General features: G+C 44.1%; 13 protein-coding genes. 6 read left to right on the top strand and 7 right to left on the bottom strand.

Translation table 11 applies throughout. The annotated features are described in order from the left end of the window. Positions 1-76 precede the first annotated feature (76 nt). Positions 77-1,189 (bottom strand): PilT/PilU family type 4a pilus ATPase, encoded by a 1,113-nt coding sequence (locus tag ACYTPF_RS13275; protein ID WP_179984302.1) that lies wholly within the window; start codon positions 1,187-1,189, stop codon positions 77-79. Positions 1,190-1,197: 8 nt separating this feature from the next. Next, positions 1,198-2,241 carry a type IV pilus twitching motility protein PilT gene (locus tag ACYTPF_RS13270; RefSeq protein ID WP_179984303.1) on the bottom strand — a complete coding sequence of 348 codons (1,044 nt, stop codon included), beginning with the start codon at positions 2,239-2,241 and terminating at the stop codon, positions 1,198-1,200. A 27-nt stretch (positions 2,242-2,268) separates the two neighbouring features. Here ACYTPF_RS13270 and ACYTPF_RS13265 point away from each other — a divergent pair, with 27 nt between their 5' ends. The 5 genes from ACYTPF_RS13265 to ACYTPF_RS13245 all read left to right on the top strand — a co-directional run bounded on the left by ACYTPF_RS13265 (position 2,269) and on the right by ACYTPF_RS13245 (position 7,405). Next, positions 2,269-2,955 (top strand): YggS family pyridoxal phosphate-dependent enzyme, encoded by a 687-nt coding sequence (locus ACYTPF_RS13265; protein WP_461852541.1) that lies wholly within the window; start codon positions 2,269-2,271, stop codon positions 2,953-2,955. A 76-nt stretch (positions 2,956-3,031) separates the two neighbouring features. Next, positions 3,032-3,853, top strand: a complete 822-nt coding sequence (proC, locus tag ACYTPF_RS13260; protein WP_269916798.1) for a pyrroline-5-carboxylate reductase — start codon at positions 3,032-3,034, stop codon at positions 3,851-3,853. A gap of 20 nt (positions 3,854-3,873) precedes the next feature. Further along, positions 3,874-4,410 carry a YggT family protein gene (locus tag ACYTPF_RS13255; protein WP_269916797.1) on the top strand — a complete coding sequence of 179 codons (537 nt, stop codon included), beginning with the start codon at positions 3,874-3,876 and terminating at the stop codon, positions 4,408-4,410. A 111-nt stretch (positions 4,411-4,521) separates the two neighbouring features. After that, the gene (locus ACYTPF_RS13250; protein WP_179984307.1) at positions 4,522-4,971 is read left to right on the top strand and encodes a DUF4426 domain-containing protein; all 450 of its coding nucleotides are present in this window, start codon (positions 4,522-4,524) and stop codon (positions 4,969-4,971) included. A gap of 343 nt (positions 4,972-5,314) precedes the next feature. Beyond that, positions 5,315-7,405, top strand: a complete 2,091-nt coding sequence (locus ACYTPF_RS13245) for an oxidoreductase (RefSeq protein ID WP_461852540.1) — start codon at positions 5,315-5,317, stop codon at positions 7,403-7,405. Between the two features lie 29 nt (positions 7,406-7,434). Here ACYTPF_RS13245 and ACYTPF_RS13240 read toward each other — a convergent pair whose 3' ends face one another. From ACYTPF_RS13240 to ACYTPF_RS13225, 4 genes are all read right to left on the bottom strand, one after another. Next, positions 7,435-8,592, bottom strand: coding sequence for a tetratricopeptide repeat protein (locus ACYTPF_RS13240; RefSeq protein WP_461852539.1), 1,158 nt, complete (start codon positions 8,590-8,592; stop codon positions 7,435-7,437). 88 nt (positions 8,593-8,680) lie between these two features. Further along, positions 8,681-9,016 carry a VOC family protein gene (locus ACYTPF_RS13235; protein WP_461852538.1) on the bottom strand — a complete coding sequence of 112 codons (336 nt, stop codon included), beginning with the start codon at positions 9,014-9,016 and terminating at the stop codon, positions 8,681-8,683. Positions 9,017-9,177: 161 nt separating this feature from the next. Next, complete coding sequence (locus ACYTPF_RS13230) at positions 9,178-11,022, bottom strand: DUF885 domain-containing protein (RefSeq protein ID WP_461852537.1); 1,845 nt, start codon at positions 11,020-11,022, stop codon at positions 9,178-9,180. Between the two features lie 280 nt (positions 11,023-11,302). Next, entirely contained in the window at positions 11,303-11,944 is a 642-nt protein-coding gene (locus tag ACYTPF_RS13225; RefSeq protein WP_461852536.1) for a glutathione S-transferase family protein, read from the bottom strand. Positions 11,945-12,286: 342 nt separating this feature from the next. Between ACYTPF_RS13225 and sodC the strand changes: the two genes are divergently transcribed. Then, positions 12,287-12,829: a superoxide dismutase family protein gene (sodC, locus tag ACYTPF_RS13220; protein ID WP_179984312.1), complete on the top strand. Its 543-nt coding sequence runs from the start codon at positions 12,287-12,289 to the stop codon at positions 12,827-12,829. Positions 12,830-12,898: 69 nt separating this feature from the next. Here the strand turns inward: sodC and ACYTPF_RS13215 are convergent, their stop codons facing one another. Further along, positions 12,899-13,333, bottom strand: a complete 435-nt coding sequence (locus ACYTPF_RS13215) for an OsmC family protein (protein WP_461852535.1) — start codon at positions 13,331-13,333, stop codon at positions 12,899-12,901. Positions 13,334-13,847 lie beyond the last annotated feature (514 nt).

Here is a 13,847-nt window from a genome sequence, read left to right as displayed (position 1 = left end):
CCCAAGGGCTGCTTTTTGAGTAATTATCCAGGTACCGCTTTTTCAAAGTGTAACTGCAGTACTGAAGAAGCAGTGCCTAGTCATCCATATCAATAGACACATTAGACAAGGTGCCTAAGCTAGAACCGTCGCTAGTATCAAGCTTGATCATTAAGCGCAGATCGTTAGGCGAGTCAGCATGGTGAAGCGCTTGGTCCATGTCTATCTTACCTGCTTTATACAAATCATATAGGGCCATATCAAAGCTTTGCATGCCCTGCTCTTTACCCTTTTTCATGGCTTCTTTTAATGCGCCTATTTCGTTACGCTGAATAAGATCGCGCACTAACGGCGAGTTAAGCAGTATTTCTATAGCCGCTACCCTGCCCTTACCGTCTGGTGTTGGCACAAGTTGTTGAGCAACAATAGCGCGTATGTTCAGGCTTAAATCGAAGCGCAGCTTATCGTGCTGATCTTTAGGCGCCAAGTGCATAATGCGCTCTATAGCTTGGTTCGCGTTATTGGCGTGCAGCGTGGCTACACATAAATGCCCTGTATCGGCAAACGACATGGCATATTCCATGGTTTCCATTGAGCGAATTTCACCAATAAGAATCACATCAGGAGCCTGACGAAGCGAGCTTTTAAGTGCGTCGTCGAAGGACTGAGTATCAATGCCCACCTCGCGCTGCGTGATAACACAGTTTTTATGCTCGTGAACAAATTCGATAGGATCTTCAATGGTTAATATATGCCCATGAGTGTTTTCATTTCTGTGCCCAATGAGCGCAGCCAATGACGTGGATTTACCCGTGCCTGTTCCGCCTACAAAGAGAACAAGACCGCGTTTAGACATAATAATTTCTTTTAGTACTCGCGGCAGACCCAAATCATCAGCTTTAGGAATTTGTGTCACGATTCGACGGATAACCATACCCGCTTGGTCGCGCTGCCAGAATGCTGAACAACGGAAACGGCCAATACCGTCACGTACGATGGCGAAATTACATTCCTTCGACGTATGAAATTCGTCTCGCTGCTTTTCGGTCATCGCTTCGTGAACCAGCGCGAGCGACTCTTCTACCGACGTAGCACTTTCCGTCACTGGCGTTAGTTTGCCGTTAATTTTGGCGCTTACCGGAAACTCAGCCGTTATAAATAAATCCGACGCATTGGTATCGACCATTTTTTGTAATAGTGAATCTAGCATAATGGCCTCTAGAAGTTGTTCATAGACTGTTTATCCACTGACTTTGCCGCCGCATCTTCTTTGCTTATGACCCCCATAGCTACCAGTCGCTGTAAGCATTGATCCATGGTTTGCATACCATGTGCTTGCCCGGTTTGAATAACCGAGTACATCTGCGGCACTTTATCTTCACGAATAAGGTTTCTAATAGCTGGGATGCCCACCATAATTTCGTGAGCAGCCACACGACCCCCACCTACTTTCTTAAGCAGAGTTTGCGATATAACCGCGCGTAGCGATTCCGATAACATTGAACGCACCATGGCTTTTTCCTCTGCTGGGAACACATCAATAATACGGTCAATGGTTTTAGGTGCTGAGTTGGTGTGTAGCGTACCAAACACCAGGTGGCCTGTTTCTGCAGCTGAAATAGCAAGGCGAATGGTTTCTAAGTCACGAAGCTCACCAACCAGAATAACATCAGGGTCTTCACGAAGCGCTGAGCGCAGAGCGTTATTAAACGAGTGCGTATCGCGGTGTACTTCACGCTGGTTTACCAAACTAAGTTTATTGTCGTGAACAAATTCGATCGGGTCTTCTATAGTAAGAATATGTTCGCGTTTATGCGTATTAATATGGTCAACCATGGCTGCTAGGGTGGTACTTTTACCCGAACCTGTAGCGCCGGTGACTAGCACTATTCCGGTAGGCTGATTAATGATGTCTTTAAAAATTTCGGGCGCGCCAAGGTCGTCTAAGGTTAACACCTTGCTAGGAATGGTACGTAGCACCGCCGCGGCACCGCGATTTTGAACAAAGGCATTAACACGAAAACGGGACAAACCATTTACTTCGAATGAAAAATCGGTTTCTAAGTTTTCTTCGTACTCTTTGCGCTGCATGTCATTCATAATCTCGTAAACAAGACCATGAACTTGCTTGTGATCGAGGGCAGGCACGTTAAGTTTACGCATCTCGCCATCTACACGAATAATTGGTGGTAGGCCCGCTGATAAGTGTAAATCTGAGGCGTTATTCTTAACACTGAAAGCCAAAAGTTCGGTAATATCCACAACCACTTCTCCAAAACAAGGTGAATAATGCAAACAATAGCAGAAAGACTAGATTCCGCACGAAAAGGAATAGACCAAGCCGCTACCAGTGCACATCGTCCACCAAAAACCGTTAAATTGCTAGCGGTTAGCAAAACAAAACCCGTATCAGATATCATTGAAGCGTATGAAGCGGGACAACGAATGTTTGGCGAAAACTACGTGCAGGAAGGTGTTGAAAAGGTTCAGGAACTTTCAAGACTCGAAGATATTGAGTGGCATATGATTGGCCCTATTCAGTCAAATAAAACTAAAGTAGTAGCCGAACATTTCGACTGGGTGCAGTCAGTAGACAGAGAGAAAATAGCCCGCCGCCTTAATGAGCAACGCCCAGCCTCAATGCCGCCATTAAACGTATGTATTCAGGTGAACATTGATGATGAAGGCAGTAAGTCTGGCGTAGCGCTCAACGAATTAGCGTCTTTAGTTGAGTTCATAGCGTCACAGGAGCGCCTTTGCTTACGCGGTTTGATGGCTATTCCCAAGGCCAATCCCGGTGAAGAACAACAGCGCGCTACGCTAACTAAGCTAAAAGAATTATTTGACCACTACCATACATCACTGAGCAATTTTGATACCCTATCCGTAGGAATGAGTAGTGATATGGCAGAAGCAATTCAACATGGCTCTACCATGGTTCGAATAGGTACCGCTATTTTCGGAAAACGTACTTAGCCATACCTATAGTGCTTAGCTTTTAGTGAACAGCTTTACTACACAGACTTAAATGCAACCAACAAATAGGATTTACATGCAACAGAAAAAATTAGCATTTATTGGCGCGGGTAACATGAGCCGCAGCATCATCAGTGGTCTTATCAAATCTGGGTACGCGAAAGAAAACATCCTTGCGGCAAACCCGTCCACTCCAAAGTTAGACGGCCTTAAAGCCGAGTTTGGTATTCACACCACGCAATCTAACGATGAAGCTTGCCAATTCGCTGACGCCATTGTGCTTGCGGTAAAACCACAAATTATGGGTGATATGTGCGGCGAACTGCAAAAAAATAACGACCTATCGGGTAAGTTGTTTATGAGCATCGCAGCCGGTCTACCCGTTGCCCGATTACAAGAGATGTTAGGCGGCGAATACCCTGTTGTTCGCATTATGCCAAACACCCCAAGCTTGTTAGGTAAAGGCATGTCGGGGATGTATGCCGACGACACGGTTTCTGAGTCAGACAGGCAATATGTTGACGATGTAATGAACAGCGTGGGCGAAACCGTTTGGGTAGATAAAGAGGATGGTATTAACGGTGTTATTGCCGCAGCAGGTAGCAGTCCAGCCTATTTCTTCTTGTTCCTACAAAACATGCAAGAAGAAGCCATGAACATGGGGTTTGATCAAGCCCAGTCACGCCTTATGGTGCAACAGGCTATGTTGGGTGCAGCTGAAATGGTTTGTAACAACCCAGACCTTGAATTAAGTGAGCTTCGTGCCCAAGTTACGTCAAAGGGCGGCACCACAGCCGAGGCCGTAAATACCTTCATTGATGAAGGCTTAAAAGATATTGTCAGCAAGTCGATGCGGGCAGCCGTAGCGCGTGCTGAAGAAATGGCAAAACAGCTATAACGTTTTAGGAAAAACACAACATGAATGCAACGGTATTTTTGGTTGATACCTTATTTAGCCTTTATTTGATGGTGGTTATTCTGCGCCTTTGGTTACAAATGGTTCAAGCAGACTTTTATAACCCAATGAGTCAATTTGTAGTAAAAGCAACCCACCCTATCGTGGGGCCGTTGCGCCGTGTTATCCCGTCAATCGGCAGATTCGACACCGCTACCTTTGTATTGGCGATAGCGGTATGCGCGCTTAAACTCGTTACTCTTGGGCTTATGTTTGGCGGTACGCTAAACCCCGTAGGCATAGCCATTTTATCGGTAATTGGCGTGGTAAAAGAAACCCTATCGCTAATGTTCTGGGTATTGCTGTTACGTGCAATTTTAAGCTGGGTATCGCAAGGTCAATCTCCGGTAGACTATGTGCTGTATCAACTAACTGAACCCTTTTTAGCGCCTATTCGCAAAGTCATTCCTCCACTAGGTGGCCTTGATTTGTCGGTACTGATTGCCATCATCGCATTACAGTTTTTACAGCTTCTGATCCAAGACACTTTCCCTATGTAAACAATGTTTACTACAGGCATTAAAGGTGAATCCTTAGGTCATGCAGTATTAGGCAGCGGGTACGCCCGCTGTTTTGTAAAAGAAAAATATGAAGGCAAAGTAAGGTCTATCATGAGTAAAATAAAACAAATCAAGAAAGGGTACGCAGCTCTTCTTGCAATAGCTATAGCTTGCTTAAGCTTCTCTGCATTTGCCGAACAGAAGAAAACGCTTGGTGAATGGGATGTACACTATATGGTAGTAAGTACGCCTTTTTTAACGCCTGAAGTTGCAGCTAATTACGGCATTGTAAGAAGCAAGTTTAACGCGCTGGTCAACATTTCCGTACTCGACAAAGTTTCAGGTGAAGCGCAGCGTGCAGACGTGACAGGTACGGCAAAGAACCTCTTAGGCAATGCTCGCAAACTTACCTTCAAGAAAGTGGAAGAAGGCGATGCCATTTATTATCTCGCCGTACTACCGTTTCGCGACCAAGAAACGTTCAGGTTTGAAATAGACGTACAAAAGGGTGCAAGTAAACAGACGCTGAAATTCCAACAAAAAATGTATGTGGATGAATAGGCAACTGCAGATTACTTTCTAAGGGCAATATTGTTTACGCGTTAAACTATGCCAACCCTAGTAATTTGTAACCTCTTTTTACTAAACATAATTTTAAAACTATTAAGCGAGATGGCCGATAATTGGTATCTCGCTTTTTTATTGTGTTAAAAAATTGATAACTCCACTTTACCAATTTGATGCAGTAGTAAATAATCAAGACAACTGGTCGGGCAAGTTGGCTCGTAAAGATTAAAGCATTAGTTACTGAAGCCTGCTGAAGCGCAATTAAAAATAGTTTCTACGTACTTTAATTACTAAACAACATGCTAGATGCCTTCATAGTAAAAAATAGAGAATATATATGAATACGCCCTCGTCACAGTCTGCACCTCAGACCGCCGCTGCCCATTCTGTAAATACGTCAGAACAGCAGTCACCTTTTTACCCTAACCTATTAGCCCCATTAGATTTGGGTTTTACTACACTTCGTAACCGTACCCTGATGGGCTCGATGCATTTAGGTTTAGAGGAGGAAAAAGGCGGCTTTGATAAACTGGCAGCTTTCTATGCCGAGCGAGCGAAAGGCGGTGCTGGGCTTATTGTGACTGGCGGCATTAGTCCTAACATTTCAGGTTGGGTGGCGCCCTTCGCCGGCAAAATGACGCGCTCTCGTCATGCCAAGAAGCACCGTGTTATTACCGATGCTGTACATAAAGAAGAGGGTAAAATTTGCATGCAAATACTGCATTCGGGTCGCTATGGTTATCACCCGCTTGCTGTTTCCGCTTCACCTATGAAGTCGCCCATTACTCCGTTTAAGCCTCGCGAACTTTCCTCGCGCGGCGTGAGAAGCACCATTAAAGACTATGTTAAATGTGCTGCCCTTGCCCAACAAGCAGGTTACGACGGTGTGGAAATTATGGGTTCAGAAGGTTACCTTATTAATCAATTCTTTTGCGAACGCACTAACCACAGAAATGATGAATGGGGTGGCAGTTTAGAAAACCGAGCCCGCTTAGCAATTGAGATAGTTAAAGGTGTGCGCGAGAAAGTAGGTACTAACTTCATTATTATCTATCGTCTGTCTATGCTGGACTTAGTGGAAGGCGGCGCAAAGTGGGATGAAGTCGTGTACTTGGCTAAAGAAATTGAAAAAGCAGGTGCTACGCTTATTAATACCGGTATCGGATGGCACGAGGCCCGCGTTCCCACAATCTCTACATCTGTGCCACGTGCAGCGTTTACCTGGATAACCGAACGCATGAAAAAAGAGGTGAATATTCCTCTTATCACCACTAACCGTATCAATACTCCAGAGGTGGCGGAATCGGTATTGGCACAAGGGCATGCTGACATGGTATCAATGGCCCGCCCTTTCCTGGCTGACGCCCATTTTGTGGCTAAGGCCATGCGCAATGAATCTAAACTTATCAATACCTGTATTGCCTGCAACCAGGCCTGCCTTGACCATGCCTTTGAGCAAAAGCGGGCAAGCTGTTTGGTAAATCCACAAGCGTGCTATGAAACTGAACTTACCTTTACACCTACGCAAAACAAGAAAAAGCTAGCGGTTGTAGGTGCCGGTCCAGCTGGATTGGCATTTTCAATGTATGCTGCTGAGCGAGGGCACGACGTGCATTTATTTGATAAAGCCGCTGAAATTGGCGGTCAGTTCAATTATGCCAAACAAGTGCCCGGGAAAGAGGAGTTTTATGAAACCCTGCGTTATTTTGACAATCAGCTAGCGCGGGTTGGCGTATCCATTCACCTTAACACCGAAGTTAATGCAGAAAGCTTGTCAAATGAGGGATTCGATGAAGTGGTGTTAGCAACAGGCATCAATCCACGTAAACTTTCTATTGAAGGTCACGACCACCCTAAAGTGATGAGTTATTTAGAGGTATTACGCGACCACAAACCGGTGGGCAAAAAAGTGGCAATTGTTGGTGCTGGCGGTATTGGCTTTGACGTAGCAGAGTTCTTAGTTGAGCACGAACATTTAGCTAAAGATAAAGAAAAGTGGCTAGCTCACTGGGGTATCGACAAAAATTACTCAGCACCAGGGGCACTTAAAGAAAAGGCGATAGAGCCTTCTGAACGCGAGGTGTATTTATTACAACGCAAGACCTCGAAGGTGGGCAAAGGTCTAGGTAAAACAACAGGCTGGATCCACAGGCAGTCGTTGAAGCACCACAACGTTCAAATGATAAATGGCGTTTCCTACGAGAAAGTGGATGATGAAGGCCTTCACGTACTCATTAACGACACGCCTAAGGTGCTGCCTGTCGATAATGTTATTGTGTGTGCAGGCCAAGAGCCCTTTAAACCTCTGCAGAAACCTCTAGAAGATGCAGGCTTTACCGTACATATTATCGGAGGTGCTGACGTCGCGGCAGAACTCGATGCCAAGCGTGCTATTCGCCAAGGAGCGGAACTGGCAGCGCGAATTTAAGGGCTAAGCGAGCTATGGAAATTAAGTTATTATTGGCTATTTCGAATAGCCTTTAGCTTGGCGGTGTAAAGCGCTCTATTCTGTGAAGGCAGTGAAAGAGAGAGCGCTTTTTCCATCATATTTTCAGCTTTAAGCACCTTACCCTGTAAAAAATAAGTCTTAGCTATAGCCGAGTAACTTTCTCCTAAATAAGGGCCTGTAGCGATGGCTTTGTTGAAAAACATTTCTGCCTCCGAAAGTTTGCCCTTCGCTAAAAATGCATTACCTAAATCTATCCAACGATAAGGGTTGTCGTCGTCTGTTTTTAAATACATATCCCCAATACGCGATAGCGTTTCTACATCGCCTACCTTTTTAAGCAACACGGCGAAATTTGATAACGTATGTACCGACTGGATATGGTTTTCGATAGCGAACTCATACAACTTCCGAGCTTCTTTTTCGTAGCCATTCGAGCGATATAGTACGGCGAGAGAATTTAGTGTTGAAGCATTTGTTGTAGTTAACTGCATAGCACGATACAAGTAACTGTAAGCCAAATTAGGGTCATCACTCATCACTTCAGCAGACATGTTTTGGTAATACATAGAGATAAAATCGGCCTCTGAGATATAAACTCCCCGGTCATCACGGCTTGATGGAAAATAATCGATGACTGCTCTACCTCGAAAAACAATGCTATCGCCTGTTTTTTCAGGTTCCGGCCCTAAAATTATACTTCTAACATGTGTAGACGTAGTGAGTGTCTTTCCAAACCTTCGGTACAGTGGTGGGGTATGTACTTGTTGATAAACCACATCTAGATTAACGAGTCTGGCAAGAGCTGTAGTTAGCAACGCAAGCGACATACAGTTCCCGTAACGTTTGTTTAAAACATCTTGTGCTTTTAGGGTGTCTCCAGCGTAGCTAAAATTTGAGACCAGATCGTTTAAGTAGTAAGCGAGGCGAAAATTAGGTGATATATGTGCTTTAGTCGGCGAGTTATAGTAAGAAAGAAAGTGTTGCTTTTGCTGGTCAGACAACGCAAATAATGACGCAGGCTCTTCCACATCAACCCTTGCGAACTCGTTAACCTGCCAATCGAATGGTGTTAATTCACTATTGCTCTGGATGGAAGTATTTTTGGTACTCTGACACGCTACCGTTGTCATCAACGCTATAGCTAGAAATAACGATTTGGTTTTCAACCCGCCTTCCCTCACTTCCTTTTGATTAAGAGTAATAGCTCAAAAAACTTGGGTAGTTAGCTTCCAATGGCAATAAAAGAAATTCTTCTTAAAATTGGTCAAACATAATAGTGTTGCCGTCGGGGTCTTTAACAATAAAATGACCAGGGCCGCTATCGCCTTTCACAGGTACATCCAATGCAATGTCTTGTTCAACTAAGCTAGCCTGAAGCGCTCTAACATCGCTGGGGTTAAAGGTCATAATGTTGTCTTCAAACATACCTTCGAACAATCCAATCATGGTGTGGCCGTTTTTCATCATTAACCATTTGTCTTCTACCGAGCCACATGAAGGCATAGCTTCAAAACCTAATGCTTCGTAGAAGGCTTTCGATTTATTAATATCCTTGACCGCTAAACTCAATGAAAATAACCCTAACTCCACCTTGCGCTCCTTTAAACCTTTATAAGTTTGTATAATTACTACTCTAGTGAAGCTATTCGTCAATATCACTGCTATTGGTCGCAAAAACGAAAAAAGCCAGTAAGGTCTGAAACTTACTGGCTTTATAGTGTTTTAAGTTCTACTTAATTTGCCGCTATTCACTAACTTTGTTGGCTAGCAATCCAGCGGTCAATTTTCTGTTCAAGAATAGCAAGTGGAATTCCGCCCGTATTCAACACTTGCGCGTGGAACTCTCGAATGTCGAAATCGTCACCTAATGCTTTTTCCGCGCGAGCGCGTAGCTCTTGAATTTTAAGCGCGCCAACTTTGTAAGACAGCGCTTGCGATGGTATAGCAATATAACGCTCTACTTCTGCCACGACTTCCGTGCGAGTCATGCCTGAGTTTTCAAGCATAAAATCGATAGCTTGTTCACGGCTCCAACCTTTGGCGTGAATCCCCGTATCTACTACCAAACGCATAGCACGCAGCTGTTCATCCTGAAGCGTGCCGTAACGGTTCCATGGGTCATCAAAAAAGCCCATTTCATAGCCCAAGGTTTCTGAATATAGCGCCCACCCTTCACCGAAGGCAGGTAAGAAACTAAAGCGCATGAAAGACGGCAGCGCTTCATTTTCTTGAGCAAGGCTTACTTGGAAATGGTGGCCCGGCGCACCTTCATGAAGGTACAAGGTAACGTTGCCCGTAGTTAAGCGACTAGGCAAGTCGTAGGCATTAAAGTAAAAAGTACCAGGGCGAGAGCCGTCTGGCGTGCCCGGTTGATAGGAGCCCCCCGCACTGAATTGCTCGATAGCAGGGTCGTAAGGTTTTATTTCTAATTCAGATTTTGGCAGTAGAGAAAAGTACTGGTCAATTTTTTCATCCACTTCACGACCAATATCATAATAGCTCTGGGTTAGTGCCTCACGGCTTTCAGGCTTGAATTTTGGATCGGTGCGTACATAGTCGAAGAACTCGTTTAATGTTCCTTCAAACTTTACTTCGTCTTTAATTTCAAGCATATCATTTTTGATACGCTTAACTTCTTTTAAACCAAGATTATGCAGCTCATCAGGGGTCATTGGCAGTGTCGTTGAACCTTCCACCATTAATTGATAAAGCTTTGCACCACCTTTCATATCGCTAAGGCCAATGCTTTCACGAGCAACAGGCAAATACTCGTCGCGCAGGAAGTCGCGCATACGCGTGGTTGCATCGTAAATTTCTTGCGTCGCTTGCTCATATTCAGCGGTCAAACGGGCTTTTTCTTCGTCAGAGAAGCTTTCTGGAAACATGGTAATTGGCCCCCAAAATTGTGACTCTTTGATAGGGATGGCCAGTTGAGTATCAAACTGCTTTATCACACGGTCGATAGTTAGCTTAGTTTCAAGTACACCACTTTCCATGCCCTCGCGGAACTTGCCGATAGCACGGTCAGAAATAGCAATGTAATCTTTATGGCGAGATAGATTGTTTTCGTAATCTTCAATTGTTTTAAATGGCGCTGCGCCTTTTCCGCTTGCAAAGGTTGGGTAAAAAGTATGAAACCCGCTAAAGTGGTTTATAGGGCGCACTTCTGTGAGCGCTTCAATCTCATCGCTCGACATTTTTAGCGAGCGCTCTTCATTGTACTTAAATACATCGTAAGCAAGCTTGTCGGTATCGCTTAACTTACTGCGATCAATTTGTTTAAGTTCTGACAAGTTAAGCAATGTTGCCGTTTTTCCCGCTATAGCATGGGAGTCTGTTAAGAAGTCGCCCATTCTGTCGGCATAACGCATATCACCGCGGAAAATGGCCATAATCGGACTAAGCTCGATATCACGCTGGTCGGCAGCCGAAAATAGTGCAAAAAGCTTATCGTGCTCAGACACTTCTTTTGATACTGATTCACTTTTTGATGAACTCTGCATATCTGCGTGATTGTGTGCATATGCTACCGCTGAGCTAAGGCCCAGTGCCATGGTTACTGCACTACTGACGAGTAGTGTTTTAAATGATTTCATTTGTGATTACCTTCTTGTTTTATTATCTCGCCGTTAATCTAACGTAAGCTTTAGTATCAGCTTTAATTTCAGCTTTTAAATTAGCTTCTAAACCAGCGGCACTGTCGTTATATGTTATTGCCCTACAATGACGTAGCAAACAGCTTTAATTACTGAGACCTGAACTGGATCCCTAATATAAAATTCACATCTGATGAATTGTTATCTATTGAACACTTAGCAAGGCTTGTGATTTGCACCACGTTAAACCAGCCCAAGGCTGTTTCAACGCTGTAAAAAACTATTCAGGTAAATTAGCCATCTCTTGTCGCCATGCTCTTTCATAGGCTTCACGGCCCAATACACGTTTCGCGTAAGCCCCTACATTATCTGTTTTACCGTCAAGCGTAATATCAAGTTTACTGCCTTTCGCCCACGCCAAAATATGGCCTGCTATCACATCGGCCATGGTAAACATGCCGCCGCAAACAAACTCTTTATCGCCAAGCATAAAAGAGAACACAGGCAGCACTCGATTAAATTCCCACATCGCTACTTCGCGCATCTGCTCAAGCCTCTGCTCTTTTGGCAGGGCAAAGGTGTGTTTTGCCAAATTCCAAATGGGCTGCTCTAACTCACTGGTAAGAAACAGCATCATCTCTTCATATTTTGCACGCTCGAAACTGCCTGGCTCTGGGATAAATTCATGCATGCCGTGTCTTTCAGCTAAAAAGGTGACAATAGCAGCAGACTCAGTCAAGGTGCCTTCGGGTGTCGCTAGCGCTGGAATTTTTGCAGCCGGGCTTATGGCTTTATATTCCTCTGACAAGTGCTGCCCTTGTTTTAGGTCAATCAAATTGTAATCAAAAGGCAAGCCGAGCTCTTCCAACGCCCATGCCACGCGAACCGAGCGGGTTTTCGGATAACCGTAAAGTGTATACATAACAATATCCTTTAAAAACTGAAAGTGGGCTAACTGTAAGTCGAATAGGAGAAAAGTGCCACTACCATATTGTTACTGAGTTTTACCGCGCTACTACAAACTTACCCGCCTTCATTTCATAGAACATAGAAAAGCATTCGGTAACTTTTTCATAGGACGCTATAAGTCTTGCACCCAACTTAAGGGATTTTTTAAAGAGCTGAGAGCTATGTATGGCCTAAGGCTTACACTGATAAAGACTTCAGCACCTTTTCTTTTACTTCGCTCGAACTGGTTTGTTTTATGCTGGTTAACTTTGTAGTTGCTCGAAAACGAATCATTAATTTAGTGAAGGAGAATACTATGAAGAAACGTTTACTTACTACTTTAGCAGGCTCAATTTCTTTAGTGCTAAGTGCTGGGAGTTTTGCCGGTCATCATGAAGAAGGAAAAGAAGTGATGATGAAAAACTTAGAAACTGGCAATGCTATTGGTACAGTTATGGTGAGTAGTCACGATGATGACGGCGTGGTATTCACACCTAAGCTGTCAGGCTTAACACCTGGTGTCCATGGTTTCCACGTTCATCAAAATGGAGATTGCTCCTCAGCAATGAAGGATGGCAAAAAGGTACTAGGTGGCGCAGCTGGCGGTCACTTTGACCCAGAAAATACCGATAAACATAGAGCTCCATGGTCTGAGCGCGGTCACGAAGGCGATCTTCCTGTGCTTTATGTAAATGAAGAAGGTGAGGCTACTCAGCCAATTTTCGCGCCAGAACTTGAACTGGAAGATATTGAAGGTCGTGCACTGATGATTCACGCCGGTGGTGACAACTATTCTGATTCACCTAAAAAGCTCGGCGGCGGTGGAAAACGTGTGGCGTGTGGTGTAATTAGCAAATAAACCACAGTTAATGCAAAAGAGCGGCTTTATTAAGCCGCTCTTTTTTGTTCTGCTTTATTGGCTAAATATTCAGCCCTTATTTAACCGGTATTCCAACGTAATGTTGGCATTCAGCAGTTGAGAAACGGGGCAATTCTCCTTCGCTTCTTGGGCTATTTTTTCAAATTCGTCTTCAGTGATACCGTCAACTTCAGCATCTAACGTCAATGCCGACTGAGTAATTTCAAACCCGTCATCGCTTTTGTCTAGGCTAATTTTGGCCGTTGTATTTAATTCGCCGTCTTCATACCCTGCATCGAATAATGCAAAAGAAAGTGCCATAGTGAAGCAGCTCGCATGAGCTGCGCCAATTAACTCTTCAGGGTTTGTCCCTTTTTCATCTTCAAACCGCGTGTTAAACCCATAAGGCTGATTAGACAAAGCGCCTGTTTCCGTAGAAATGCTGCCCTTCCCTTTTTTACCTAACGGCTTGTATGCTGCACTACCTGATTTGACTATAGACATATTATCTTCCTTACCTTCTACTTAATAAAACCTGAGCCAAGCTCTTTTTAGAGATGTAAACAAACGACAAACGGCTGTACGAAGTGAAGCAGTGGCTGATTAGCGTTAAGCAAAGCTGAACTACCTCACTAAGTGAAATCACGAGTTGTCGCGCATTTTGACTCACACGTAATGGTTGAGATGCAAGTGCTCTGCCGACCAAAAGTCTCTTACTTCACCCCCTGTCATGGAAGGGCTACAGAGCAGTAGCGCGAAATAATATGACGTTCACTTTGCTACCGATGAACGCAGGCTACAGAGTCTGATGAAAATTTTACTTACCCTCTTTTGGTATTAATTGTTTTTGATTCTAGTGCGATGCTATTAATCGCTAGCTAAGCTCTTTCTTTTATAAGCGTGGAAAAAGTGATGCTTCAAACTACGGTGAAATAAATTGCAGCCTAAACCGTTCTTTATCTAATACTCGTATATGTTCACTAACATAGCCTTACTTTATAAGTCGAAAAGCTTAGAA

Source organism: Alteromonas sp. HB246098 (genome assembly GCF_054890645.1).
This window is presented reverse-complemented; position numbering and strand designations above follow the sequence as displayed.

Coding starts and splice junctions, on each gene's coding strand:
- ACYTPF_RS13275 (WP_179984302.1), bottom strand. CDS start 1,189: ATGCTAGATTCACTATTACAAAAAATGGTCGATACCAATGCGTCGGAT.
- ACYTPF_RS13265 (WP_461852541.1), top strand. CDS start 2,269: ATGCAAACAATAGCAGAAAGACTAGATTCCGCACGAAAAGGAATAGAC.
- proC (WP_269916798.1), top strand. CDS start 3,032: ATGCAACAGAAAAAATTAGCATTTATTGGCGCGGGTAACATGAGCCGC.
- ACYTPF_RS13255 (WP_269916797.1), top strand. CDS start 3,874: ATGAATGCAACGGTATTTTTGGTTGATACCTTATTTAGCCTTTATTTG.
- ACYTPF_RS13250 (WP_179984307.1), top strand. CDS start 4,522: ATGAGTAAAATAAAACAAATCAAGAAAGGGTACGCAGCTCTTCTTGCA.
- ACYTPF_RS13245 (WP_461852540.1), top strand. CDS start 5,315: ATGAATACGCCCTCGTCACAGTCTGCACCTCAGACCGCCGCTGCCCAT.
- ACYTPF_RS13230 (WP_461852537.1), bottom strand. CDS start 11,022: ATGAAATCATTTAAAACACTACTCGTCAGTAGTGCAGTAACCATGGCA.
- ACYTPF_RS13225 (WP_461852536.1), bottom strand. CDS start 11,944: ATGTATACACTTTACGGTTATCCGAAAACCCGCTCGGTTCGCGTGGCA.
- sodC (WP_179984312.1), top strand. CDS start 12,287: ATGAAGAAACGTTTACTTACTACTTTAGCAGGCTCAATTTCTTTAGTG.
- ACYTPF_RS13215 (WP_461852535.1), bottom strand. CDS start 13,333: ATGTCTATAGTCAAATCAGGTAGTGCAGCATACAAGCCGTTAGGTAAA.